This window comes from Rhizobium rhododendri (assembly GCF_007000325.2).
Lineage (GTDB): Bacteria > Pseudomonadota > Alphaproteobacteria > Rhizobiales > Rhizobiaceae > Rhizobium > Rhizobium rhododendri.
Genome location: NZ_CP117267.1, coordinates 656,140 through 680,277, shown reverse-complemented (window position 1 = coordinate 680,277; position 24,138 = coordinate 656,140). Strand labels below are relative to the sequence as shown.

25 protein-coding genes are annotated in these 24,138 nt (G+C 61.7%); 12 read left to right on the top strand and 13 right to left on the bottom strand.

Features of this window, described 5'->3' with window-relative positions:
* The first annotated feature begins 23 nt into the window (after positions 1–23).
* Together PR018_RS03375 and PR018_RS03370 are read left to right on the top strand one after the other, a co-directional pair.
* Complete coding sequence (locus PR018_RS03375) at positions 24–989, top strand: magnesium and cobalt transport protein CorA (RefSeq protein WP_142824384.1); 966 nt, start codon at positions 24–26, stop codon at positions 987–989.
* 54 nt (positions 990–1,043) lie between these two features.
* On the top strand, positions 1,044–1,448 hold the full coding sequence (locus PR018_RS03370; protein ID WP_142824383.1) for an acyl-CoA thioesterase: 405 nt from the start codon (positions 1,044–1,046) through the stop codon (positions 1,446–1,448).
* Between the two features lie 12 nt (positions 1,449–1,460).
* On the opposite strand, the gene PR018_RS03365 is transcribed toward PR018_RS03370, so the two are convergent.
* Positions 1,461–2,078 (bottom strand): glycoside hydrolase family 19 protein, encoded by a 618-nt coding sequence (locus tag PR018_RS03365; RefSeq protein WP_142824382.1) that lies wholly within the window; start codon positions 2,076–2,078, stop codon positions 1,461–1,463.
* Positions 2,079–2,307: 229 nt separating this feature from the next.
* On the opposite strand from PR018_RS03365, the gene PR018_RS03360 reads away from it, so the two are divergent.
* Positions 2,308–2,577, top strand: a complete 270-nt coding sequence (locus PR018_RS03360) for a hypothetical protein (protein WP_142829886.1) — start codon at positions 2,308–2,310, stop codon at positions 2,575–2,577.
* A 41-nt stretch (positions 2,578–2,618) separates the two neighbouring features.
* On the opposite strand, the gene PR018_RS03355 is transcribed toward PR018_RS03360, so the two are convergent.
* The 5 genes from PR018_RS03355 to PR018_RS03335 form a co-directional block, all read right to left on the bottom strand.
* Complete coding sequence (locus tag PR018_RS03355; RefSeq protein ID WP_142824495.1) at positions 2,619–3,887, bottom strand: DNA-packaging protein; 1,269 nt, start codon at positions 3,885–3,887, stop codon at positions 2,619–2,621.
* A 217-nt stretch (positions 3,888–4,104) separates the two neighbouring features.
* Positions 4,105–4,710: a hypothetical protein gene (locus PR018_RS03350; RefSeq protein WP_142824381.1), complete on the bottom strand. Its 606-nt coding sequence runs from the start codon at positions 4,708–4,710 to the stop codon at positions 4,105–4,107.
* A gap of 172 nt (positions 4,711–4,882) precedes the next feature.
* The gene (locus tag PR018_RS03345; RefSeq protein ID WP_142824380.1) at positions 4,883–5,500 is read right to left on the bottom strand and encodes a PIN domain-containing protein; all 618 of its coding nucleotides are present in this window, start codon (positions 5,498–5,500) and stop codon (positions 4,883–4,885) included.
* Between the two features lie 3 nt (positions 5,501–5,503).
* Positions 5,504–5,860 (bottom strand): hypothetical protein, encoded by a 357-nt coding sequence (locus tag PR018_RS03340; protein ID WP_142824379.1) that lies wholly within the window; start codon positions 5,858–5,860, stop codon positions 5,504–5,506.
* 492 nt (positions 5,861–6,352) lie between these two features.
* A complete protein-coding gene (locus PR018_RS03335) occupies positions 6,353–6,874 on the bottom strand; it encodes a YcgN family cysteine cluster protein (RefSeq protein WP_142824378.1) in 522 nt (173 codons plus the stop codon).
* A gap of 178 nt (positions 6,875–7,052) precedes the next feature.
* On the opposite strand from PR018_RS03335, the gene PR018_RS03330 reads away from it, so the two are divergent.
* The gene (locus PR018_RS03330; RefSeq protein ID WP_142824377.1) at positions 7,053–9,215 is read left to right on the top strand and encodes a transglycosylase domain-containing protein; all 2,163 of its coding nucleotides are present in this window, start codon (positions 7,053–7,055) and stop codon (positions 9,213–9,215) included.
* Between the two features lie 92 nt (positions 9,216–9,307).
* Positions 9,308–10,129 carry an endonuclease/exonuclease/phosphatase family protein gene (locus PR018_RS03325; protein ID WP_142824376.1) on the top strand — a complete coding sequence of 274 codons (822 nt, stop codon included), beginning with the start codon at positions 9,308–9,310 and terminating at the stop codon, positions 10,127–10,129.
* A gap of 97 nt (positions 10,130–10,226) precedes the next feature.
* Here the strand turns inward: PR018_RS03325 and PR018_RS03320 are convergent, their stop codons facing one another.
* Positions 10,227–11,708, bottom strand: coding sequence for a hypothetical protein (locus PR018_RS03320; RefSeq protein WP_142824375.1), 1,482 nt, complete (start codon positions 11,706–11,708; stop codon positions 10,227–10,229).
* 333 nt (positions 11,709–12,041) lie between these two features.
* Positions 12,042–12,542: a GNAT family N-acetyltransferase gene (locus PR018_RS03315; protein ID WP_142824374.1), complete on the bottom strand. Its 501-nt coding sequence runs from the start codon at positions 12,540–12,542 to the stop codon at positions 12,042–12,044.
* Between the two features lie 154 nt (positions 12,543–12,696).
* On the opposite strand from PR018_RS03315, the gene PR018_RS03310 reads away from it, so the two are divergent.
* Together PR018_RS03310 and PR018_RS03305 are read left to right on the top strand one after the other, a co-directional pair.
* On the top strand, positions 12,697–13,284 hold the full coding sequence (locus PR018_RS03310; RefSeq protein WP_142824494.1) for a DUF1214 domain-containing protein: 588 nt from the start codon (positions 12,697–12,699) through the stop codon (positions 13,282–13,284).
* Entirely contained in the window at positions 13,277–13,825 is a 549-nt protein-coding gene (locus tag PR018_RS03305; protein ID WP_142824373.1) for a DUF1254 domain-containing protein, read from the top strand. Before PR018_RS03310 ends, PR018_RS03305 begins: the two co-directional genes overlap by 8 nt.
* 25 nt (positions 13,826–13,850) lie before the next feature.
* On the opposite strand, the gene PR018_RS03300 is transcribed toward PR018_RS03305, so the two are convergent.
* Positions 13,851–14,033 carry a hypothetical protein gene (locus PR018_RS03300; RefSeq protein WP_142824372.1) on the bottom strand — a complete coding sequence of 61 codons (183 nt, stop codon included), beginning with the start codon at positions 14,031–14,033 and terminating at the stop codon, positions 13,851–13,853.
* A 583-nt stretch (positions 14,034–14,616) separates the two neighbouring features.
* On the opposite strand from PR018_RS03300, the gene PR018_RS03295 reads away from it, so the two are divergent.
* On the top strand, positions 14,617–14,841 hold the full coding sequence (locus PR018_RS03295) for a hypothetical protein (RefSeq protein ID WP_142824371.1): 225 nt from the start codon (positions 14,617–14,619) through the stop codon (positions 14,839–14,841).
* A 286-nt stretch (positions 14,842–15,127) separates the two neighbouring features.
* Positions 15,128–16,153, top strand: a complete 1,026-nt coding sequence (locus PR018_RS03290) for a DUF2336 domain-containing protein (protein WP_202617137.1) — start codon at positions 15,128–15,130, stop codon at positions 16,151–16,153.
* Positions 16,154–16,165: 12 nt separating this feature from the next.
* On the opposite strand, the gene PR018_RS03285 is transcribed toward PR018_RS03290, so the two are convergent.
* Complete coding sequence (locus tag PR018_RS03285) at positions 16,166–16,522, bottom strand: DUF1491 family protein (RefSeq protein WP_142824370.1); 357 nt, start codon at positions 16,520–16,522, stop codon at positions 16,166–16,168.
* Between the two features lie 239 nt (positions 16,523–16,761).
* Here PR018_RS03285 and PR018_RS03280 point away from each other — a divergent pair, with 239 nt between their 5' ends.
* From PR018_RS03280 to PR018_RS03270, 3 genes are all read left to right on the top strand, one after another.
* A complete protein-coding gene (locus PR018_RS03280) occupies positions 16,762–18,669 on the top strand; it encodes a hypothetical protein (RefSeq protein ID WP_142829887.1) in 1,908 nt (635 codons plus the stop codon).
* A 278-nt stretch (positions 18,670–18,947) separates the two neighbouring features.
* A complete protein-coding gene (locus PR018_RS03275) occupies positions 18,948–19,385 on the top strand; it encodes a VirK family protein (protein WP_142824368.1) in 438 nt (145 codons plus the stop codon).
* Positions 19,386–19,507: 122 nt separating this feature from the next.
* Complete coding sequence (locus PR018_RS03270) at positions 19,508–20,734, top strand: cytochrome P450 (RefSeq protein ID WP_161990956.1); 1,227 nt, start codon at positions 19,508–19,510, stop codon at positions 20,732–20,734.
* A 45-nt stretch (positions 20,735–20,779) separates the two neighbouring features.
* Here PR018_RS03270 and PR018_RS03265 read toward each other — a convergent pair whose 3' ends face one another.
* From PR018_RS03265 to PR018_RS03255, 3 genes are all read right to left on the bottom strand, one after another.
* Positions 20,780–21,202 carry a GNAT family N-acetyltransferase gene (locus PR018_RS03265; protein ID WP_142824492.1) on the bottom strand — a complete coding sequence of 141 codons (423 nt, stop codon included), beginning with the start codon at positions 21,200–21,202 and terminating at the stop codon, positions 20,780–20,782.
* Between the two features lie 144 nt (positions 21,203–21,346).
* Positions 21,347–22,351: a peptidoglycan-binding domain-containing protein gene (locus PR018_RS03260; protein WP_142824366.1), complete on the bottom strand. Its 1,005-nt coding sequence runs from the start codon at positions 22,349–22,351 to the stop codon at positions 21,347–21,349.
* A complete protein-coding gene (locus PR018_RS03255) occupies positions 22,323–23,840 on the bottom strand; it encodes a sensor histidine kinase (protein ID WP_205470415.1) in 1,518 nt (505 codons plus the stop codon). Before PR018_RS03255 ends, PR018_RS03260 begins: the two co-directional genes overlap by 29 nt.
* Between the last annotated feature and the right edge of the window lie 298 nt (positions 23,841–24,138).

Below are 24,138 nucleotides of genomic sequence, written 5' to 3'. Positions count from 1 at the left end.
GGGCCGAGACGGGGTCCTTTTGCATGAGTGTTGTTGCATCCTTTCTGTATCGCGATGGAGTGCGGGCCGAGAAGGTGCCGATTGCGGCAGCGGTTGCGCCGGTGGCGGAGAACGAATTCGTCTGGATCGGGCTGCATGATCCGACCCTCGACGAACTGCAGGTGCTGCAGCGCTCGTTCGGGCTGCACCGCCTGGCCGTCGAGGACGCGCTGAATGCCAAGCAGGTCCCCAAGCTCGATATCTACGGCGAGCAGTTGTTCGTGCTGGCAAAGACCGCACACCTCACCGGCGATGACATCGACTATGGCGAGACGGCGATCTTCGTCGGCAAGCGCCACATCATTACCGTCCGGCACGGATCGGACCGGGGCCACAGCCAGCTGCGCGGCCAGCTCGAGGAATCGCCGCAGTTGCTGGCCCACGGCACGGATTACGTGCTGCATGCGATCATCGATTTCATCGTCGATGGCTACCTGCCGGTCGTCCAGACGATCGAGGACCATGTGCTCGGCATGGAAAGCCGCATGCTCGAATCCTTCCTGGAGCGGACCCAGATCACCCGCCTGTTCCAGCTGCGCCGTCAGGTCATCCTGTTCCAGCGCGTCCTCGGGCCGATGTCGGAACTGTGCGGCAAGCTCGTCCATCTCGACCTGCCCTGTCTCGACTATGAGGCAAAGCCCTATTTCCGCGACGTGCTCGACCATGTCCACCGGGTGGAATCGATGGTTGCCGGTCTCCGGGACGTCATCACCTCCGTTTTCGAGGCCAGTAACCTGCTCGAGCAGCAGCGCCAGGGGGTGATTACCCGGCAGCTTGCGGCCTGGGCGGCTATCCTTGCCGTGCCCACTGCGATTGCGGGCATCTACGGCATGAATTTCGAAAACATGCCCGAACTGAAGACCGAATACGGCTATTACGTCGTGCTCGGCGTCATCGTCGTTCTCTGCGGCGGGCTCTACATGCGCTTCAAAAAGACCGGCTGGATCTGAGCCTCTCCTCACCCCGGTATTGAATAGCCCTCCCGCTGCTCCCAAGTGTAGGACATGCCGCATCACCCGACACCCACGTTCGAGCACCGCATCACGATATCGCCGGGGGACATCGACCAGATGGGGCATGTCAACAACGCCGTCTATCTGCAGTGGGTGCAGGAGACGATCGTCAGCTACTGGAAGCATGTCGCTCCGATCGAGGCCCGGGCAGGCCTGCTCTGGGTCGCGCTCAAGCACGACATAACCTACCGTGCGCCGCTTTTCCTCGACGACAATGTCGAGGCGCTGGTGACGGCGACGGAGACCCGTGGTTCGCGGGCGTCGTTCAAGACCATCTTCAAGCGCGGCAAGGATGTGTCCGCGGAAGTCATCAGTTCCTGGTGCTGCGTCGATGCGGCCACCCGCAAGCCCAAGCGTGTCGCACGCGACCTCGTCCGCAGGTTCCTGCCCGACTAAGGCTGGTTGCCTCTAAACCGTGTAGCTGAGCGCCGCGTAATAGATCTTGCCGTAGCCAGCAATCGTGTCGGCGCGGTCGAGGCCATTGACGATCCGGCGGGCGTTGACCCAGTCGCCCTTGGTCTTGTTAAAATAGTCCGCCAGCTTGCGGCCGGTGAAGCTGCCGTTCAGCATGCCGTAGAAGATGATCAGGACGGCCACGTCCAGATCCAGCGCAAGATCGGGATCGGCGACCAGATCGACGCCGATGGCATCCCCGAGCTTCCGGTAATTCGCCTTGAAGGTGATCTGCACCAGTCCGCGGCCGAACCAGTATTTCCCATCGGCATCCTTGCGCCAGTACGGCGTCTTCACCCATGAGAGCTTTCCCGCATCCCAGGCCGCCTCCAGCTTGGCTGCGGCCTGCTCGTCGGTGTTGGCCAGCGTCTCGCGGACAGGCTGCATGGTGAAGGCGGATTCGTGGTAGGCGGTCGCCAGGATATAGGCGAGCCACCGGTCGTCGCTTTTGGCGTGGTCCTTTTCCCAGGCATCGAGGACGGCCTCGTGGCCCTCGACCTGCGCCATGTTCAGGCCGTTTGGATAGAGTTTTTCGCGCAGCTGGTCGAAGAAGAAGTCGCGGTTCAGGCTCATCTGTCTCTCCATTGTCTATGCAGCGGAATGGACTTGTGCACCGGAGGTCGTCACGTCGCGAATGCGCTCCGGAGAGCGCTGCGTGTCCTTTCTTTGTGAGGCGATTCATAGCTCAGCGACACAACCCTGCGCGCGTATATTGGGCACGGCCGCAAGCATCCTGGATTGAACTCGACAGAGGACATCGATGCCGACGAGGCTTTGATCCGGCAACGTGGCCGGGGATTGCATGATCTCCACAACTTCAATCGGTTTAAAAAAAATTCAATCGTTTAACATGTTTAAACCCCTGATTTACAACCGCTTTAAGCTGTGGAACTATGATGTCACAAAGTCGTTATCTGCCCAGTCAACGTCCAGCGAGGTTCTGATGTCAAAGCCCGATCAAAGCACCAAAACCGTTCCACAGCATGTTTTCGAGCGCCATGAAAGCGAATGGCGCCAGATGCAAACCCGCGAGACGGCTCCAAAGCCGGCGACCCATACCGCCCAGGCCTGAGACTGCGGGCAGCCCGGCGCTGCCCGTCATTATCCACGCTTTCAGATGCCGCGGACACGGGGCTCGCCGCCACCTTCCAGCATCAGCGCCGTCAACGCCCAGACCAGCGCATCGAGCCGGTCGGGCGACCGGCCGAGCGACAATCCATCCGGTCCGAAATCGCACATCTGGTCTTCCAGCGCCGTGAAACGCCCGGCGTGACCCACGCGGCCTTGTTCGTAGAGGGCTGCCACCGGCTCGGCCCGCAGAAATTTGCCGCGCGTCGCACGTACCGTCGTTACCGGCAGGTTGATGTCGATGCTGCGCAGCATGGCCGTCACCATGTCGCCGCCCTGGTTGATCTCGGCAACGATGCGGTCGGCATCGAAACGCCGGAAGGCCCTGACGACAGCCCCCGCCCATGTGGCAGGACTTGCGCCTTCCACCGAGCAATCGGCCAGTACCACCGCCCTTCCCGAGGCCTCGAGGCCTGCGACGACGATGCCGCAGCAGGCATTTGGCCCGGCGGAGGCCGGCGGGTCGACGGCAACGACGATGCGCCGGAGCGGGCCAGTCAGTTTTTGCACCAGCGCCGCAATCGTGTCGCGCTTCCAGAGACCATCCTCGCGGTCCTCTATCAGTTCTCCATCCAGCTCCTGGCGCCCTAGCCGCGTACCGCCGTAGCGGGCTGCAAGTGCCGAGATGAAACCCGGCGACAGGTTGCCCGCGTTGGACAGCGTCGACAGACGCGTAACGACCGTGCCGGCATCGGCCAATAGGTTTTTGAGCAACGGCACCGGGCGCGGCGTCGTGGTCACCAGCTGCTGCGGATGCTCGCCGAGGCGAAGCCCGAACTGCAGCATGTCAAAGGTTTCCTGGCCATGCTTCCATTTGGCCAGCTCGTCGCACCAGGCGAAATGAAACTGCGGCCCGCGCAGGCTTTCTGGATCTTCGGAGGAGAATATCTGGGCCACCGCGCCATTCGGCCAGACCAGCCGGCGGCGGGAGATCTCGAAATCCGGCCGCTTCAGCCGGGCGATGCGACAGATGCCGGACACGCCGTCGATCATCACCTCGCGGGCATCGCCAAGCGTTTCGGCGACCAGCGCGATACGAAGATCGGACCGGTCTCCGGCGCTGGCGAGCCCATGCACCCATTCTGCACCCGCCCTTGTCTTGCCGGAGCCGCGACCGCCGAGCAGCAACCAGCTGCGCCAACACCCCGGCGGCGGCCTCTGGTGATCGCGACCGGCGATCTCCCAGTCCTTGACGGCGAGATATTCCGCGGCAAGCGCATTGAGGACGGCATCGCAATCGGTATCGCCCGCCATCCGGCCTCCCCTCGCCGCCAGCGCCGGACCGGCACCAGCCGATTGGCCTGAAGCAAGCCCCGACGCCGTGACGCTTGAGAGTTGCTCGGACACGGCCGTCACACTTGCCGGCGAAGGTTCGGCCTGCCTGAAGGCCCGGTTGTCCGCCGAAATCGCAGCGGCGCGGCTCGTGCACCTGAGTTGCGCCATTTCCGTACTGTGGGTCTTCAACACGTCGTCAAAATACCGCATCAGCTTCAGCAGCCGGCGGATCCCCTTGCGGCGGCCCGGTGGCGGTGGCGGCGGGATCCAGACCGGGGTTAGCCCGCTGAAGATCGCGTTCCGCAACAATTGCCCGCGCCCGATCCTCGGCACGTTGCTCGATGATCGCCAGCAGCCGGCGCTTGTTTTCCACATATCCGGGCCCATCGGCATGGCGCTCGATCTCCGTTTCCCGGTCGCGCGCCATCTGGCGCTGCAGGCCATCGATCTTTTCCAGCGTCCGGACGATCAGCGACATCGCATCGACCGACAGCTTGACATCGGCACGGGCAAGCTTTGCCGCAGCCTCGTCGCCCGTCCCTTCCGCAAACGCCTTGCCGGACGCTTCCGCCGCAGAGCGCAGTCCCTTGAAATAGTCGAACTCGGCCCGCATCTCGACCGTCATCTCGTTGAGCAAAGTCCGAAGGACATCCTCGGCACTGCCGGATTTGATTTCCAGCAGGCAGGCTTCCGCCTGTCGAAGGCACTCGTTGGCACCCCACCCGATATCGCAACCCCGATAGGCCAGCGCATTCGGCCAGTACCCGAACAGGCCGGGATCGAAACCCTCGAATTCATGCATGGCAACTCTCACGGGTCAGCGCGCCGGACACGAAAGCGTCAGCGGGCGGGACATGGAATTTTTCGGAATGCTGAACCAATGAGGCCGCCGCACCCGATCTCCCCCCTGTGGGGGAGATGCCCGACAGGGCAGAGGGGGGTGAATGCGGCAGTCTCGGCAGTTGCCGAAATACTCATAGGCCAACCGAATTGTCTGGCTTCTGGATCGTATTCCACAGGATGCCGGGCGTAAAATCGTAGCCCAGGCGTATCCACTGCATGACATCGAACGGGTGCGCGATAATCAGATCCGCGCTGCCGATCTCGTATCTGAGAGCCTGGAGGGTTCGCTTGCCAGAAGACGTCGTGTTCACCACTTGAGTGTCGACGACAGACGCATCGTTGGAAGCGAAATCTTTCAAATTATCCGTGACAAGAATGTCGGCTTCGGACCCGAAGGCCGTCGCCAGCACGCCTGCATCCTCGACGTCGGACATGGCGAAGCGCTCTTCTCCGCCCAGGATAAGATAGGGATCAAGCCCATCCGGCCCATATTTCATGATATCGACAATAGAGCCGGTATAGGCATCAATGCGGTCATTCGAAAATTGCAGCCGGCGGAGAACCGTCTCAAGGGTTTCGATCATCTCGAAGGAGACGACCAACTGAGACCTGTCGGCCACGCCCCATTTCTGGTTGCTCACCATCGACACCAGGGTCTGCGTTGCAGTTCCCACATGACCACGGTCGTGCGCCATTATGTTGGCGACGAAGACATTGACATCGAGCACCACCCGGACCGGACGATCCATGCCTTACTTCCGGTGCGCTACGGCTCGGGTAAGGGACGTGGCCTCCTCCAACATGTCGATCTCGCTGGACGCATCTTCAGGCCCTCCGAAACGGTGCTCGGATGCGAGATCGGCGGTTGCCTTCTCAAGACGGACCCTTGCGGCCGCAGCCATCATTTCGCGGCCAAGCCTGGTGATCGTGTCCTGGTCGTTCTGTGCGTTCAACTCGAGCAGCAAATCGCGAACGCCCTTGGGAAGCCCAACGAAAACAGTGATTGCGCTGGAAACCGCGTTCGATACGGACCTGTTTTCCATCGAAGCCACCATCTTCAATTTCGTGGCCGTTTTGCCATCGACATTCGCCGAGATTGTGGAGGACATCGCTAGCTCCTATAGAAACACATCATTTCTATATACCCGCGAGGGCAGCCGTTTACAACCTGCCTATACCCCCAGAAATCACGGTGGCCACCCCCTCTGTCAGCTACGCTGACATCTCCCCCACAAGCGGGGGAGATCAGGCTGGCGTCGCCTTGGCCGTTACCTCACCAACGTCCCCGCTTTTGGCGGCAGACCATGAGGTGTCAGAATGTGAGGCATCTAATTACCAGGGATGCAGACAATACGGCCCCAGCTGATCTCCCCCCTTGTGGGGGAGATGCCCGACAGGGCAGAGGGGGGGTGAATGCGGCGGTCTCGATAGGCTCCCTGTCAGCGACGCTGACATCTCCCCCACAAGGGGGGGAGATCAGGCTGGGGGTCTTCTTGCCCGCACCTCTCCGACTATACCTAAAACTAACAAACAACCGTCACGCCGCCAAGGACTATTTTCCTATAATGATGATTTCGGTATTTGAATTTGGGAATAGAGGATTATTTCCCTATTTCATCAGCCCGCTGGCGCTCGTCTTCTTCCGCATCGCCGTCGCCATCCCTTGGCATGTCGCCGACCGTCAGCGGCCAGTCCACTACGTGGTCCTCGTAGTCGTCGACCGGCACGTCTTCTTCGCTGAAGGTGCGGCCCCTGGTCGAGATGCCGGCGGCGTGGACGGTCTCGGGGTCGCCGGAGACGAGGGGGTGCCACCAGTAGAGATCGCGCCTCTCGTTGATCAGCCGGTAGCCGCAGGTCGGTGGAAGCCACTGGATTTCCGACACATTCTCAAGTGTCAGCTGGACGCAGTCGGGTACGAAATCCCAGCGGTTGGGATAGCTGGTGCAGCGGCAGCTGTCGCTGTCCATCAGCTTGCAGCGGACATCGGTGAAATAGATGTCGCCACTGTCCCACTCCTCGATCTTGTTGAGACAACAGAGGCCGCAACCGTCGCAGATGCTCTCCCACTCGCCCGGTGTCATGTCGGCAAGGGTCTTGCGCTGCCAGAAGGGGGTTTCGTCCATGCTCTTGCTATCCCTGCGCGCCGGCCGTTTCAGGAAAGCCGCGCTGCTTTGTTTTGTGATTTGCCGGAAAGCAACCAATTGTTCAACCTGTGGCGGATATAGGGGATATCGGGTTGCCGGGAAAGGCTGAGCCTGCCGCATTCGGCGGAAGGCTCGAAGATCATACGGGAAATCACGCATGCAGGAGCCGATAGAGCCCGAAGGGCCTTCGCCGAAGAGGCCGCGCCGAAAACGCTTCCTGCTGCTGCGGCTGGATTCGCTGATCGATTCCACCGTCTGGAATGCCGGTTTCCGGGCCGCCGAAATCTGGGAAGACATCACCATCTTCTTCCGCCGCTTCCGCATGCATGGCTGGAAGCGCATCGTGTTCGAGTTGCTCGGCGAAGGCATGACGCTCGGTGTCGCGGCCTCCGTGGTGATGCTGGCGCTTGCCATGCCGGCGTTCGAATCGACGGTCGGCGACTGGCGCAACCGCGGTAATTTCGCCGTCACCTTCGAGGACCGCTACGGCAATGTAATCGGCCACCGCGGCATCATCCACGAGAACTCAGTACCGGTCGATGAACTGCCGGATTACTTCGTCAAGGCGGTACTGGCGACCGAGGACCGGCGCTTCTTCGATCATTTCGGCATCGACGTCTTCGGCCTGTTCCGGGCGCTGACCGTCAATGCGCAAGCCGGCGGCGTCGTCCAGGGCGGCTCGACGCTGACCCAGCAGCTGGCTAAAAACCTGTTTCTTTCCAACGAAAGATCCATCGAACGCAAGATCAAGGAGGCGTTTCTGGCGATCTGGCTGGAGGCCAACCTGTCGAAGAAGGAAATCCTCTCGCTCTATCTCGACCGCACTTATATGGGCGGCGGCACCTTCGGGGCGGCAGCGGCGGCGCAATATTATTTCGGCAAGAATATTTCGGACGTCAATCTGGCGGAGGCGGCGATGCTTGCCGGCCTGTTCAAGGCGCCGACCAAATATGCGCCCAGCGTCAACCTGCCGGCGGCACGCGCCCGCGCCAACGACGTGCTGTCGAACCTCGTGCAATCGGGCTTCATGACCGAGGGCCAGGTGGTGGCCGCGCGCCGCAACCCGGCCTCAGTGGTCGACAGGGCCGAAGTCGTGTCGCCGGATTTCTTCCTCGACTGGGCGTTCGACGAGGTGCAGCGGCTGTCGGCACGCTTTGCCGAGCGCTCGCTGATCGTTCGCACCACCATCGACATGAGCCTGCAGAAGGCAACCGAGGATTCCATCGGCTCCAGCCTGCTTGAATATGGCGAGCACTACAATGCCAAGCAGGGCGCTTCAGTACTGATCGAAACCGGCGGCGCCGTCAGGGCCATGGTCGGCGGCCGGGACTATGGCGAAAGCCAGTTCAACCGCGCCACCAAGGCGCTGCGCCAGCCGGGCTCGTCGTTCAAGATCTATACCTACGCGGTCGCCATGGAGAACGGCATGACGCCGGCCACGACCATCGTCGATGCGCCGATCTCCTGGGGCAACTGGAGCCCGCACAACTACGAGAACCGCTATGAAGGGCGGGTGACGCTGACCGAGGCCATCGCCAAGTCGATCAACACCATCCCGGTACGGCTTGCCAAGGAGCATTTCGGCATCCAGCCGATCCGCGAGATGGCCAAGCGAATGGGCGTCGAGAGCCCGGTTCGCAACGACAAGACCATTCCGATCGGCACCTCCGAGGTGACCGTCCTCGACCAGGCGACGGCCTACGCCGTCTTTCCCTCGGACGGACTGCAATCGCGGCGCCACGGCGTCAGCGAGATTGTCGGCTACGACGGCAAGATCCTCTATGATTTCAATCGCGACGAACCTGCGGCAAAGCGCGTGCTGTCGGAGCAGGCGAATGCCTCGATGACCCAGATGCTGACGCAGATCCCGGTCATCGGCACCGGTCGCAAGGCAGCCCTCGACCGCGGCATCGTCGTCGGCGGTAAGACCGGCACGACGCAGGCCTACCGCGACGCCTGGTTTATCGGCTTTTCCGGCAACTACACCTGCGCCGTCTGGTTCGGCAACGACGACTACACCTCGACCAACAACATGACCGGCGGCACCCTGCCGGCGATGACCTTCAAGAAGATCATGGACTACGCCCATCAGGGCATTGCGCTCAAAGCCATCCCCGGCATCGCCGACCCCTTCCCGGCCCAGAAACCGATGACAACAGCCGCCCGCAAAGCCGCCACGGACGCCGCCGCCAGCGCCGAACCACCCCCGGTCCGGCCCCGCTCGCTGTCGGCCGAATCGACCAAGGTGCTGCGGGATCTAGAGGAGCAGTTGAAGACCGCACCACCGCTGAAGGGACAGCGGGTGGCGAGTGTGGAGTAGTGACGGCAATTCCAGCAGTTGCCGTGAAGGATTGCTAGACACATCGCCGGTTTCACGTTTGAGATTGATGCATTGGAGTACGGGAGGCAGATGTGCGCGTGCTGTGTCTGAACGGCTGGGGCGGACGCCTCTATGAGCGCCTCGTTGCCTACGTGGCTGCAGTCGACCCCGATGTTCTCTGCCTGCAGGAAGTGGTCAAGACACCGGGTACAGGGCAGCGTTGGCTCACCTACCGCGACCAAGGTACCGCCCTACCGCAAAGAGCCAATTTTCTGGTTGACGTTGCGGTGGCCCTGCCCCATCACACGTCGATCTTCTGCCCGGCCGCTGAGGGCGATCTGTTTGATGGCGAGCAGCCATATAAGTCGCAATGGGGTCTAGCGACATTCGTTCGCGCCACCATTCCCATCATTGGCCAGACACAGGGCTTCGTTCACGGAGATTATTCGTCTGACGGATACGGACTGCATCCGCGGTCGCGGACCGCACACGCCGTTCGGCTGTTCGATGTGGAATTGCAGCAATGCATTACCATTGCACAGATGCATGGCTTGCGCGACTTGAGCGGCAAGCACGACACTCCCGAAAGGCATCAGCAGGCCAACAGGTTTGCGTTGCTGATCATGTCGACTGCGCGACCGGGAGAGCCTGTCGTGGCGTGCGGCGATTTCAATTTGCTGCCTGAAAGCAAGACATTCGATGTTCTCAGGAATATAGGCCTCACCGACCTTGTCACCGGCCGGGGCTTTCGGGGCACCAGAACGTCATTCTACCCCAAGCGAGAACGCTACGCCGACTATATGCTGGTCAACGATGCCGTCGGCGTAGACGCTTTCGAGGTTGTCTCAGAGCCCGAAGTCTCGGATCATTCACCGCTGCTGCTGACAGTCGGTGCCACGCTTCGCCAGGTGTGAGCCAGCAGCAGGACGCCGATGGATTTCATCAATGACTCATTTAACCTCAGCTGACTGCGGCCAGAGGGCCGCAGTCCCTTCATTCAGCAAAAGCTGATTACTTCTTGTAAAACGCCAGCCGCTTGACGCCGATTTTCATATTGTTGAAGTTGGAGGGCTTGAGCGGAAACAGGACGTTGGCGGAGTAGCTGCCGCTGATCGAGCCGATGGCGAGGTTGACGATGAACTCTGCAGGATTGGCATTGGTCCAGGTGTAGTTCTTCGTATCCACCAGCGTGCCGTTGACGTAGGTATCGACCTTGCCGGCGCTGGTGCGCACGACTTTCGTGAGCCTGATATCGCCGACCAGCGGACCGGTGAGGCGCTTGAGATAGCCGGCGCCGACATCCGCGGTTGCAGGCGCCCATTCGTCGTTGTTGAGCTGGAAGCCCTGGGTCACGGTCTCGCCGTGGGTGAAGGCCGAGAAGATGTCGGGCCCCTTGTAGAAGTCGAACCAGCTCTCGCTGTCGATCTCGTCGGAGCTCGTTGTCGAGGCGGTGGTATTCTTGCCGTAGAGCCAGGCAGCACCCCAGAAACCGTTCGGCTGGTTGGCGGGCAAGGCGTTCAGCTCGGCAATCGTGTTGACCTGGCGGCTGGCAACGGCCTCAGGGTAGTTGACGTTTGCATCGAAGGCGTAGTCGCCATTCTTGAGGTCAAAGGTGTCCTTGGTGATGATTTGCGCAGAGCGGATCGGCGGCACGAAGATCATCAGCTGGCCGGCCGGGTTCTGATAGGTCGAGGGCTGGCTGATGAACACGAATTTCTTCTGCGTGGTCACGGTCTTGGTGGTCTTGTCGACAGTGACAGCCCGGTAGTCGTCGTTTCGCTGGAAGGCGTTGTCCTTGACATAACCGACGGCCATTCCTGTCGGCATGGAGGCGGGAATGGTGTCGAACACCATGGTGGTGGCCGTGCCGGCGGCGTTGGTGGCGGTCGGCTGGGCGAGTTTCAGGGCATAGAAGGGCGTCAGGACGGCAAGCGCGTTGGTGACGGGATTGGTGGTGTTGGAGTTGAACATGGCAAGAAGCGTGATCTTCCCATCGGTGCCTATCGAGTCGACCCTGTATATGCCGCGCGACTGCAGCACGATCATGTTGCCGACCTCGATCTTGGTGCCGCTGGCAAAACCGAACTGTGCGGGGTCGATCGGACTGTTGACGTTGATCGAGCCGCTGATCTGGCCGAAGACATTGGTGAAGCCGCCGGAATAGGAGGCGTCGCCGCCGCCAAGCACGCCGGTCAGGTTAAGCCGGTCGCTGGCAAAGACGTGGGTCTGGGCGTTGCCAGCGGTATAGCGCTGGACTTCCGAGCCGATCGTTACTTCTGCCGCATTGTTCTGGAAATAGTTGAACTTGCCATCCAGTTGCGCCTTGTTGGTGATGGCAGTTTCGCCCGTGCCGGCCACGGCGCTGGTGCCGAAGACATAGGTTCCAAGCGAGGTCCAACCGGCGATCGCATCGTCGGCGGGAGCGGCCCGGGCAGCCGACTGCCCGAGAAGGATTGCGGTTGATAGGGCTAGAGCGGAGAGGAGCTTTTGCATGGCTTTTCCTTTTTGCCTGATCGACCGAGCCCGGAGATGGGCTCATAGTGCACTGCAATATGTGGAGCGCCCAAGCGTCTGGAATAGTCTGCTATCTCAAGGGTCGTTAGTTGCCATTGACCGGAAATTACTCGGTTCAACCCATGCAGAAAAACCGATACTGGTGTTGCAATCCTCGATTTTGCGAACCGTTTCGTAAATCTCCCGCGTGTGTTGATAAACGAAACCGATATTTCGCGTCGGCATCCGGGAAGCCCCGGCGTAGAGGCTTTCGAGACAGCTCGCGGGTTGCCGTCCGGGTGAGGCTCAATACCGGCGAATCGATTCCCGTCTTCAGTTTTTTAGGGCGACGATCCGTCTGGCCATGAGAATTTCGTCGATCTCCCTGCCCTGGTGCAACAATGCGCAGGGTATTCGACCGATCTCGGTTAAGCTCCGGCGACGGTAAAAGCGGATCGCAACATCATTTTCGGCACTGACCGCGAGCTCCAGCTGGCGAATGCCCTGGCCACGGGCAAATTCCACCAATGCTTCCAGAAGCGCTTCCGCAAGCCCCCTGCCGCGGGCATTCTCGCGCAGATAGACCATCTGGATCATGGCGCGGTGCGCCTTCTTGGCTGGGCGCTGCCGCGCAAGCGCCATGATCCCAACCGGCAGGTGGTTTTCGACTGCGATGAAGACATCATTGTCCACCAGACGGCGGCGCCATTCCTGATCTGGAAGGTCCTGCCAATCCTCGACACTACTGGCGTAACTTTCCGGCGAGGCTCGCAAGGCTTCGAGGCGAATGGACCGAAACAGATCTACATCGTCGGGTGACAGCAGCCGGATCATTGCGTGTCCTTTGCAAGAACGAAATTTCCGGCAATGTGCCACATTCGCCGAAGCTTTGGCAGGGGCGCGCTCGGCCCACGGACCATCCCGCCCTTCCCCCTCCCGGCAGAATCAGGAATAAGCTTGACGCTTGAGTTCTCACAAGGACGCCGCTGTGTTTCGGGTTCCTCTTCTGGTCGCGCTGTCGCTGGCCATTGCGTTTGGCGGCGGCATCCTGTTCACGCTCTATGCGCTCGATGCCAGCGCCGGTTTCGGCGCGATCCGGCTTGGCGCCTGGCAGGCCTTTCCGGCGCTGCATACCGTGGACGCCGACCCCTATGCCAAATCCCACCGCGCCCGCGACGGACGGCTGCTCTACGGCACCGCTGAGGGGCTGGAATTCACCGCTGGCGACGACGATGGGCATGACCGGCTGTCGGCCGGATGCCGCTACCGCATCAGCGGCCAGACGCCGCCGGCGCGGCTCTGGACGCTGTTCTCCGTCGCCCCGGACGGCAAGCCGCTGGCAGCCCAACCCGGCCGCCCGGCAGCAATCAACTCTTGGAACGTGCTACGCGACAGCGATTCCAGCTTTTCGATCGTCGTCTCGAAGGATGCCTCCGCCGGCAACTGGCTGGCGCTGCCGCCGGCTGGCAATTTCAAGCTGGTGCTGACGCTGCTGGACACGCCGGCGGCTGGCAGCGCGGGGCTGATCGACCTCTCGATGCCGAAGGTCGAGAAGATCGGCTGCGACCATGCTTAAGGTGCTGTTTGCCATCGTCGTCGGCGTGCTCGGTGCGGCCCTGCTGCATCTGGTGATCATCTTGGCGCTGCCCGCCTACAGCGATCGCGATGCCTTCCAGCGGGTCGAGGCGCTCGGCGAGGAAGATGCCTTTCACGTGCTGGACCCCACCACCAGTGCGGGCAGTCTCTCGAACGGCGATCCCTACATGCATACCGCCGTTTGCGCCTTCGACCTTGCCGACATGCCGGTGCACCTGATGGCGGCGGGCCATGTGCCATTCTGGTCCCTGGGGATCTACGACAGCGCTTCGAACGAAGTTTTCAGCATGAGCGACCGGACCTCGGTCGGGGGTGCGCTCGACGTGCTCGTGGCAGCGCCGGTGCAGCTTGCCGCGATCCGCAAGGCGTTGCCTGCAGAGCTGGCGCAATCCATTCTCGTGGAGATGACAGAGGGTCAGGGCTACGTGGTGTTGCGGACCATGGCGCCGCAGCCGAGTTTCAAAGAGGGCGCCAGTGATTTTCTCGCCAAGGCGCGATGCGACGCCTTCGACGCAAGCTAGATCGGCTATATCAGGACAAGGCCTGTCAGCCCTGTTTTCTCGTCTTCGTTTTCGGCCGCTTGGCGCCAGGCGCCGTGCGGCGCTTGGGCGGCTCGAGCCGCTCGTAGCGTACGCCGGTAAACAGCAGGATGCGGGCCGCCGTGCCATCATGGGCCGGAGGTGGCGGCTTGTGGTTTCGTCGGTCTTCCAGTCTTATGATATCAGCCATGTCTCGTCTCCATTGCAATCTTGAGACGGATGAACTTGCGATCGATTTCACCCTGTCCGCCTTTTTGGCGGACCGGCGCTCCCTCGGGAAAAGTCTTGCTGGCAAGAGCATGTCCGAAGGGCATTCGCGCCTTTCCAATAGCAGTGCGGTACGTGTCTGACGGTTTGCCGGGGCGCCCGAAGGGACGGTTTGCGGCGGTAGCGATTCGAACAGACGCCGGGTCGCGGTGTGCTTGCGCGGATTGAGACAGGGGATCGTTAACAAGACCTTAACGGCACGGGACGCCCTGCAACGCGTTTTGGTCCGCCGCCGTGCCAACAGGTCGGAACGGGAGCTTCGGATTGGCATGAGAAACCACCAATGGTTGAGGCGCAAAATTCTAAAATAGAATGGATTCATATTGTTAGCACCAGTGCCCGCCTGTCGGCGAGCCCTGCTGCGAGCGTGTGTGACACGAAAACGTCATGCAAATATTATTTGCGACTTTGGCCGTTTGGCGTATGGTTCCCCTACTGGCCGGCCCTGCAAACACCGGCAGTTCATGACATACAGTGTTTTCATCCCACAGCTTGGGAGATGTGCAATGACGCTTCTGCTCAACTCAGCCTTCACAACCGACGATGTAGACGTGCTTCGCGGCGCTCTCGACTGCTGGTATGCGGAAAAACGCATCGACCTGAAGAGCACGGAAGCGCAGTTTGCGGCTGCGGCCGCGCTCGACCTGTTTCAATCGGGCTACGATACCCGCGACAGGCTGCTGGTCGCCCTGCGCAGCCACAGTGCCCGCCAGGGCGTTTCCTACGCGTAACCTGTTGAAAGTAACCGGCGGCATGCTTGCTGCAACCTCGCTGCCGCAATCGCCTCCCCGCTTTTCACGAGCGTACCTTTTCGTGACACCTCCGTCGCATTTTTATTAAAGTTTTCACTGCCTATTAACCCTGATCGCGCTAACGTCACGGCATAGCCAGATCCGGACGCGAGCGTCCGCCGGGTCCTATCGTTTTCCGCGCGACGTTTTCGCCGGAGCGCGTTTGCCCGGCTGCCCCGCGTGCTGATCTCCGGCTCCCCTCTTTGTTCTGTGTGTGGGTGGTAGCGTGCGTGATCGGTTTCGAGACCTGGAAGGACCGCTTGGCGAGCGCAAGAAGGATGTGGTCCTGATGGCGACGGTTACCAGCTTCGAGGAACGGCCCCATCCCGGAAAATCCGAACTGCGGCAGTTTGCCGAATTGTTCATGCCGCTGTTTCTCGCCTCCAGCGACGAGGCCAAGCGACAGGCGGTCGCTGCTTTGTCGCAATGCCCGCATGTGCCGCCGGCCGTGGCGCTGTTCATCGGCTGCCAGCCGATCGCGATTGCCGCTCCGTTCATCGCCGGTGCCGCAACAATCGACGACGACACGCTGATCACCATAGCCCGCACGCAAGGAACGGAACACGCCAAGGCCATCGTCAAGCGCGACAATCTCTCGCCTGCGGTCGTCGATGCGCTGGTCGGCCTGCGCCATGCCGACACCGGTCGCGGCAAGACGAAGGCGCTGGAAACGCCACAGACCGAGCGTATCCCCTTGCTCGAGGCACCCGACAGCGCGATTGCCGAAAGACTGGCCCGCGAGGAGGCACTGCGCCAGCAATTGCGCCAGATTGCCCGCCACCTCTCCCACGACGATACCGATCGCCTCGGCCTGCGCAGCCTGACAGATGTCCAGGAAGCGCTGCTGGTGCGCTTTGCCCGCGAGCGCGAGGCCCAGAATTTTGCAACGGCGCTGGCCGACGCACTGTCGTCGAGCCGCTGGCTTGCCGAGCGCATCCTGCTCGATCTCTCCGGCCAACAGCTGGCGGTCACGCTGACCAGCCTCGGCATGAACTTCGCCGACGGGGTCTTCGTGCTGGAGCGCTTCTATCCGCATCTGAGCGAGGGTACCGGCAGCATCAGCCGCGCCTGGCGGATCATGGATTCGGTCGACCCGGTGGACAGCCAGGCGCGCGTCGAAACCTGGCGCCGCGCCGACCGCTACACCTACGTCACCCCGGACCAGGCAAGGCCCGCCAGCCAATTCAAGGCGCGCAATCCCGAGGCGGAAAACGACGTCTTACCGGCCCGGGCGCGCGGCGGAGCGCGCTAAAGGCCCCAGGTGTCAGAGCGGATTTTGCCGCTGGTCTGCGACAGGCACGATGTCGGCGATGTCGTCGGTCTCGAGTTCGAGTATCCAGAGATCGGCATCGAATTTCTGTTCGCGCTCGAGCATCTGACGCACCGTCTCGGCATCCTGACGCTCGAGGCGGACTTCGAACATCCGGCCGTTTGAACCATCCTCGTCGAACAGGCTTTGCGGCGCCGGACCGAACAGTGTTTCCAGCCCGTCGCGAAACCGCTGGCGTATGAAGATCGCCCCCGAAGCTTCCGCCCCCTTGCGCTCGACCGCGGCAAAATCCCCCCGGCCAAACAGCCGGCGGATCAGGGCGGATACAAAGATGTCGCTGCGCAGCCTCATGGATCCGGTGTATCTGGTGGCGCATCGACGAACAAGAGCGACGGTCCGGTAACGCTTCCACCGGCGTGCAGGTCGCGTGGCCGCGCCATGCGCCCCATGCCTTGCAATTCTCCGTTAAAAAACTGCGCGAAACATACGCCTTGCAAGACGCGAGCAATGGGCGCAGTGTGTACTTATAGTAGCATTCATTTCAGATTTACCTCTAAAATTGCAACCTTCTTTGAAAAGGAGACGTGCATATGACGATGTCTGTTGTCTACAGAAGCCTGCAGGGGCTTGGACTTGCCCTGACGATACTGGTGGGGCTGACGGGGCTGGCGCCGTCGGGCGTTGCAGCCGAAAGCAGGCGGCCCCTCAGCGCAGCGGCCGCCGCGAGGCCGATCCCGATGCTTTCCGCCAGGCAATTTCGCCGCCAGGAAGACTGGCGCGCTACCATCGCCACCGTTCCGCAGCCGAAGAAGGGCTGCTTTACGGCCAAGTATCCTTCGACCCACTGGCAGGAAGTGCAGTGCGTGGCGGCGCCGAAACAACCGATGCCACCGCGCTCCGGCATCGTGCCGCAGACTGTGGGCAACGGCAACGACATCGCGGCGCAGGCACCCGGCGGCTTTATCATCAGCGCCTCGGGATCGTTCGATACGTTGACCAATGTCACCAGCGAAAGCGGCCAGATCGGCGCCGCCGGGCCGATGATCCCCAACACCTACACGCTGCAGATCAACACCGATTTCTTCAAGACCGGCGTCTGTGCGCCGTCTCCGAACCCGAACTGCCGCGGATGGGAGCAGTTCGTTTTTGAAAACAACAATGCTTCGCACCGTGCCTTCATCCAATACTGGCTGATCAGCTACAACACGACATGCCCGGTCGGCTGGACGCAGTTTGCCGCCGGTGCCGAAATCTATTGCGTGATCATCAGCAACTCCAGCGGCGCTGTTTCCACCCCGGCGGTGCCGGTGACCAGTCTTGGACAGGTAACGCTCACGGGTATGGCGGGGCCAAGCGGCGACAGCGTGATCATGACCATCAGTGGCACCGCATTTTTGCGGGTTGGCGACAACGCCGTCAATGCATCCGGCGGCTGGACGATTGCCGAATTCAATGTGCTCGGTGATGGCGGCAGCGCTGTCGGCGTCGGCAGCCAGGCAACCTTCAATGCAGGAGCATCGCTGCAGACGAGGACGCGGATCACCTATGGCGGCACTGCGCCCCCGAACTGCGTCGCGCAAGGGTTCACCGCCGAGACCAACAACCTGAGTTTCGGGCCGAATGCGCCGGCAAGCTCCGGACCGGGACCGGCAATCGCCTTCAACGAAAGCACAGCCGGCGGCAGTCCGTCGAATTGTGCCGCCTCGACTGCAGTCGGCGATACCCACCTGACGACGCTCAGCGGCCTCCTCTACGATTTCCAGGCTTCCGGCGATTTCCTGCTGCTGCAGACGGGGTCCGGTTTCGACGTGCAGAACAGGCAGGTATCGGGTGCTCCGAACTGGCCAAATGCCGCTGTCAGCTCGGCCGTCGCCGCGCGGTTCGGAAAGACGCAGGTTGCTGTCTGCACCAAGCCGCAGGCCGTGTTCATCGACGGAAAGTTCGTCAATGTCAGCGAAAAGACGCCGGTTTCGCTGGCCGATGGAACGCAGGTTACCCGGAGCGGCGACATCTACATTGTTCGCGGTGCCTCCGGCGACTGGCTGCAGGCCGGCATCAATCCGGCCAATGGCACCGACTACATCAACGTCAAGGTCGGTCTCGGCCAGTGGCCGGTGGAGGCTCACGGCCTGCTTGCCAACGTCAAGGAAGACCCGAACCTGCTCGCCACGCGGGAGGGGGAAGTTCTGAAAAATCCGTTCTCGTTCAAGGAACTCTACAGTTCCTACGCCAATAGCTGGCGTCTGAAATCGGGGGAATCGATGCTGAATGTCTGCGGCGAACGGACCATGGCCGATATCCCGAAGGCGCCCTTCTCCTCCCGGGATCTGGACCCGAAAACGGCGAAGAACGCACAGAACGCCTGTGCACGGGCTGGCGTCAAGGAAGGCCCGCTGCTGGAAGCCTGCCTCATCGACGTGGCAATGATCGGTAACCCAGCCGCCGCCAATATCCACGCGGAAACCGAAGCGCCTAAGGCCCTGGGGCGGCTGAGGTAAGCAACCAGGCATTCGTTGGGCATCGCAAGCCCTATGCCCTCCCCGTTGCCGGCCGCCCATCACGGGCGGCCGGCTTTACTTTGTGCGGTTGCCAAGATCTTGCTTCAGCAAGCCCTAACATACAACCGATGCACGATCATCGATCTGTTATATCGCAGTGCTAAATTTGACCCTGGTGCGACGAAATTCGGTTTCGCAGCACCTGTTTTGAAGGACGCGGGCGTTCTTTATCGACAACGCACCGCCGACCTTCGCTATTGCTAGTTAAGGGTCTGATTATGAAACGTTTCCTTCCCGTACTTCTTCTGGCTGCCCAGCCACTGGCAGCAAGTGCTGCTCCATCGGGCGGCCACTCCATGTCTCTCCCCGCCGTCGAAAATGCGCTGGTCAAAGGCAGATCGGTCGCTGTGTCTCTCGACCTCGGTCGTTGCACCTCCAGCAGCGGCGATGAGAAGCCAAGCAAGACACGCGGCGGACTGAAGATCGAAGCCTTCCGGATTATGGACGACGGAACGCTGGCTTTTGCAGATGAGCATATGACGCTGGATCTCGAGGGAAAGCCCATCGTCCAGCTTTTACGATACAGGGTCCACCCGGATAAAAATGCCGAATTCACGATGACGGTGTTCAGCCTTCCCGGCTACACGCAGGTCGGCACTCCCCGCAGTTTCACCTGCAAGATCGACGACGGGATGAGCTTTTTCACCGCCCGCTGAATTGCGGGGCGTGATCCTGATCCGCCTGTTGCACAGCCGCTGCGGCTGGCAACAGTTTTGGCGCGCCTTGCGCAAGCGTTGCCCCGATGCGGACTGCCAGAAGTCAACATGACAGGAATTCGATGACCGGTTTCAAATCATCCAGCGGATCCGATGCCAGCAACGTCCCGACGCTGTCGATGCAAACCCTCGCCAGCAATCCACACGAGGTTTATCGCCACTTTCGAGGCGAACTGCCGTTCATCCGGTCGGAAGCCGGCGTGTATCTGGTCCTGCGCGCCGATGATGTTCTCAACCTCCACAGCGATGCCAAGACGCGGCAGGTGGAAACAGAGCTGATCACTCTGCGGGGCGTCAAGGACGGGCCGATCTGGGATTTCATGACAAACGGCATGCTGACCTCGAATGGCGATGCTCATATGCGGCGGCGTTCGCCGATGGCAAAGACATTCGCATTCCGGATGATTGCCGCGCTGCGCCCGCATATCAGGCAGACGATTTCCGAGATTGCGGATGCCGCAACGCCCAAGGGCGGCATGGACATGCTCGACGACTTCTCCACGGTTATTCCGGCGAGGGTGATTGCGTCGATCCTCGGTCTGCCGCGAGATGACGTGGGCAGATTTTCAGAGATCGTCTACCGGTTCAGCCCGCTGCTGGGCGGCTCCTGGCTTACGCAGGACGTGCCCGAATTGCAGCAGGCAGCGGGCGATCTTCGGCGCTATGTCGGGGAGATCGTGACCAGGCGCAGCCGTGACAAGGCGAATGATTTCGTCAGCGAGTTTATGTCCAACGTCGAAGAAGAGGGATCGCTGACGGCCGAGGAAGCCATCACCCAGATCATGACCCTGATCGTCGGCGGCAGCGACACGACCCGCTCGGCGATGGTCATCCAGCTCTCCCTGCTCCTCCAGAATCCGGATCAATGGCACGCGGTCGTCAAAAATCGCGATCTGGTGCCGAACGCGGTTCTCGAGTGCCTTCGCTACGAGCCGGCAATCGGCTCGGTGCCCCGCGTCACCACGATGGATATTGAACTCGACGGGCGGGTTCTGCCAGCGCATAAAGCGTGTTCGCTGGTCACCATGTCCGCCCTCAGGGACGAAAAGCTATATCCGGAACCGGAGCGCTTCGACATCACCCGCGAGCAGCTGAAATGGCATCCGGTTTTCGGCGGAGGCGCGCATCGTTGTCTCGGTGAAGCGCTGGCGAGGGCAGAGCTGGAGGAAGCCCTCACCGTGCTCGCCGAGCGCTTTCCCGACATCGAAGCCGCCGGTGAGTTTCCGAAGGTCAGGGGCTTCTCGGGCATACGCCAGGTCCAGAACTTCGCCGTCAATTTGAATGCGTAAGGCCGGTGTTTCTTCCATGCGGAACAGGTGGCCGGCGTGGCAGGGTCACGAAGCGGGATCGCTGCCGAGCGCTGCGAGTGCTTCACCATCCAGACGGTAGTAAATCCTGTCCGTTTTGCGCGTGCCGCCTGTTTCGTCGTAGAAGGCGAGAAGCCGTTCGTTGGCAGCGTCTGCCGTCCAGTCTATGCGGACGAGGCCCCTCTCGCCTGCGAGCATGGCCAGCGTCCGCATCAGCGAGCGTCCGACGCCCTGCCCCCGACAGGCGGCACCGACGTAGAGTTCCTTCAGGAATATGCCGGGCTTGAGGCCGGCTCCGGGATAGGTCGAACTGAAAGCGCAGAGGCCGACGACCTTGCCGCCGTCTTCGGCAACCAGAATTTCTGAGCCTGCCGGCCGGGCGCGCAATTGCTGCAGAATGTCCGACGTCGGCGGGCAGAAGACTTTATAGTGCGCCTGCATTTCCTCCATGAGCGCGACCAGACCTGCTTCGGCGGGATCGTTTGCTTCGAGCAGGCGGATTTCGACAGCCACCTCATATCCTCCAAAAGACACTCATTGGGGTTCTGCAAGGCTGATCCATTCAGCGGCAGCAACGTTACCACCGCAACCCGATCACAGGGCGCCGATCTCGCGGAGTTTTTTCAAGACGGTGCCGTCGGGTTCGCCGGTTTCCGGCAGACGGTAGTGTTTCTGGAAATGGAGGATGGCAGTGCGGGTGCTCTCGCCGGCCACGCCGTCGATGCTGACATTGCTGTAGGCGATGTTGCTCAGGCCCTTCTGGATCTGCATCACCATCGTCGCATTGGCCACCGGATCGGGCACCGGCTTTTTGGCCGGCGTCGCGGAGGCGGTCCTGACCGATGCAGTCTTGACGTCCTTTTCCGAGCTCATAATGGCGGCGGCAACCGGATCGGCGGCAGCAGCATTCGATGAGATGTCCGCCGGCGGCTTCTCGGCTGGCACGGCGACGCCTGGCTTGGCATCCGCCTTCAGCGCGGCCAGCAATTGCTCGCTCGCCTCGCCCGTCTGTTTCAGCCCGGCGGATTGCTCGAAGGAGAGGATGGCAGCCGTGGTGCGCGGTCCGATGATGCCGTCAGCCGCGCCGTTGTAGAGGCCACGGCGGACCAGTTCGGCCTGCACCTGCGAGACAACGTTGCCCGGCTCGGCGACGGGAGCCTGCGCCGTTGCGACAGGTGCTGCCGCGGCTGGTACCGGCGGCGCGGATGTCGCCGTGTCGTCCGGGCGTTCGATGCGGAACGTGGTGGTATCGGCGGGGTCGTGGCGGGCGCTGCTAAACGGCTTGCGTCCGGCCAGCTGGTAGGGCGATGACGCGTCGCGGGTGCGGAAGAACGGCGACGGGTGGTTGCCGGGCTGGTACCAGAGCGCGTTGGTGGCGATAAAGCTGAAGATCACGGCGAAGGCCATGGTGCCGCCTGCGGTCGCGGGATAGCGGGCGATGACGCCGCCGAGGTGGCCGGCGCCGCGCAGGGTAGCGCCACCGACGAGGCCGGCACCGCGCAGACCGAGACTGCCAACGGCCACCGCACTGCGGGACGCGAGCCCGGACTGCTGCCGTTTGCCCTTTCCCTTAGGCGATTTTCGCTTTCGCGTGGCCATAGACTGCTTCCTTGCTCTGTGTTTCCAAATGCTCCACGGAACGGAGACGCGGCGGGAATTCCACCGGCTGCTGATCTTCTGCCGTCTGCACCAGCGTGCCGTCAAGCGGTACCAGCACGGTGACCACAGTTCCATGACCGGGCGTACTGGCGATACCGAAGCTGCCGCCATGCAACGCCACCAGTCCCTTGACCAGCGACAGGCCAAGGCCCGTGCCCTCGTAGCGGCGGGAATGTTCGCTATCGATCTGCACGAAAGGCTGGCCGAGCGAGGCGAGCCGTTCGGGCGCAATACCGATGCCGGTGTCGCTGACGCAGATCTTCAGCATGTCGCCGGCCCGCGTCGCGTCGACCGTGACGGCGCCGCCGGCATCGGTGAACTTGATGGCATTGCCAACGAGGTTGATCAGCACCTGCTGGATGGCCCGCTGGTCGGCAACGACCTCGCCGAGATCGCGCTGGATACGGCTTGCCAGTTTCAGGCCCTTGTTCTTTGCCTGCAGCGACAGCATCGCCTCGCAGGACTTGATGGCGGAGGCAATCGGGAACGGCTCGACGATCAGCTCGTAGCGGCCGGACTCGATCTTGCTCATGTCGAGCATGGCATTGACGACGGAGAGCAGGTGGGCACCGGAATCCCGGATCAGGCCGACATATTCGCGCTGACGGTCGTTTTCCAGCCGACCGACATATTCGCCGGCCAGCATGTCGGAAAAGCCGAGGATGGCGTTCAGCGGCGTACGCAACTCGTGGCTGACGGCGGCAAGGAAGCGCGACTTGGCGTCGTTCGCCGATTCCGCCTCTGCCGCCTTGCGGGTCTCGGCGTCGCGCTGCTGCTGTTCGCGGCCGATGTCGCGGGCCTGGGCGACGATGTCCGTCAACAGGCCATCGGCATCGCGACGGGCTGTCATGTCCATGCTGATATGGGCGAACTGGTCGCCATCGATGGCGCCGGCCGGGCGGTCGAGCCGGAGACGGATGGCAACGGCGTCGGAGCCCTGGCGGATGGCATCAAGTGCCTGCAGGAAGACGATCCGGTCGGAAACGTGGACCTGCTCGAAGAAGCCGCGGCCAAGGACCGGACGCATCCAGCCGAGGAACGCGGCACGGTCGCGTCCGCCGACAGTGGTGACGACACCCTGTGCGTCAAGCAGCAGGACAAGACCGGCGGCGGCCTCGAGCATCAACTCCTGGCGCTGGATAATGACGGGTGCTTCGATTGGCAGCGGTCTCTGGCGCGAAAGGGCGATGCTGCCGACTGCGGAAAACAGGAAGGCGGCGCAGACGGTGGCAACGCCGACCGGCAAGGCGACGGCTGGCGTGGTGAGGAAAGACAGGCCGCACGGCACCACAATCAGCGCCAGCGACGACAGCAGCGCAACGCGCCGCAGGATCGCCAGCTCTTCGCCGCGCACCTGCCCGTCGCCCGACGTCCGGGAGAGCCAGCTTCCGCCGGCCCTGTCGACAAGGGCGATCGCCTTTTCAGCCATTTTACTCAATACGCGCACACCAAAATCCGCACAAAAGGCGTCTATTTCTGTCCCGATAATAGGCGTTGCGCGCTTAAGGAAAGGATAAGCCGAAAGGCCCAATCCACCGCTGAAAAGCCGGAAAATCCCGTTTTGACGCATCGAAAGGATGCATCGGTTTTTGTAGTTAACAGGGGGTAAGCGATGGATTTCGCTGCTTTTTCGTGTTTTCGTTAAGGTTTGTGGCAGGCGATGGGAGCGCAACCCCCGGCATTCTCTGGAGATGGCCTGCAACATGCTTAACGGCGGCCACGACAAT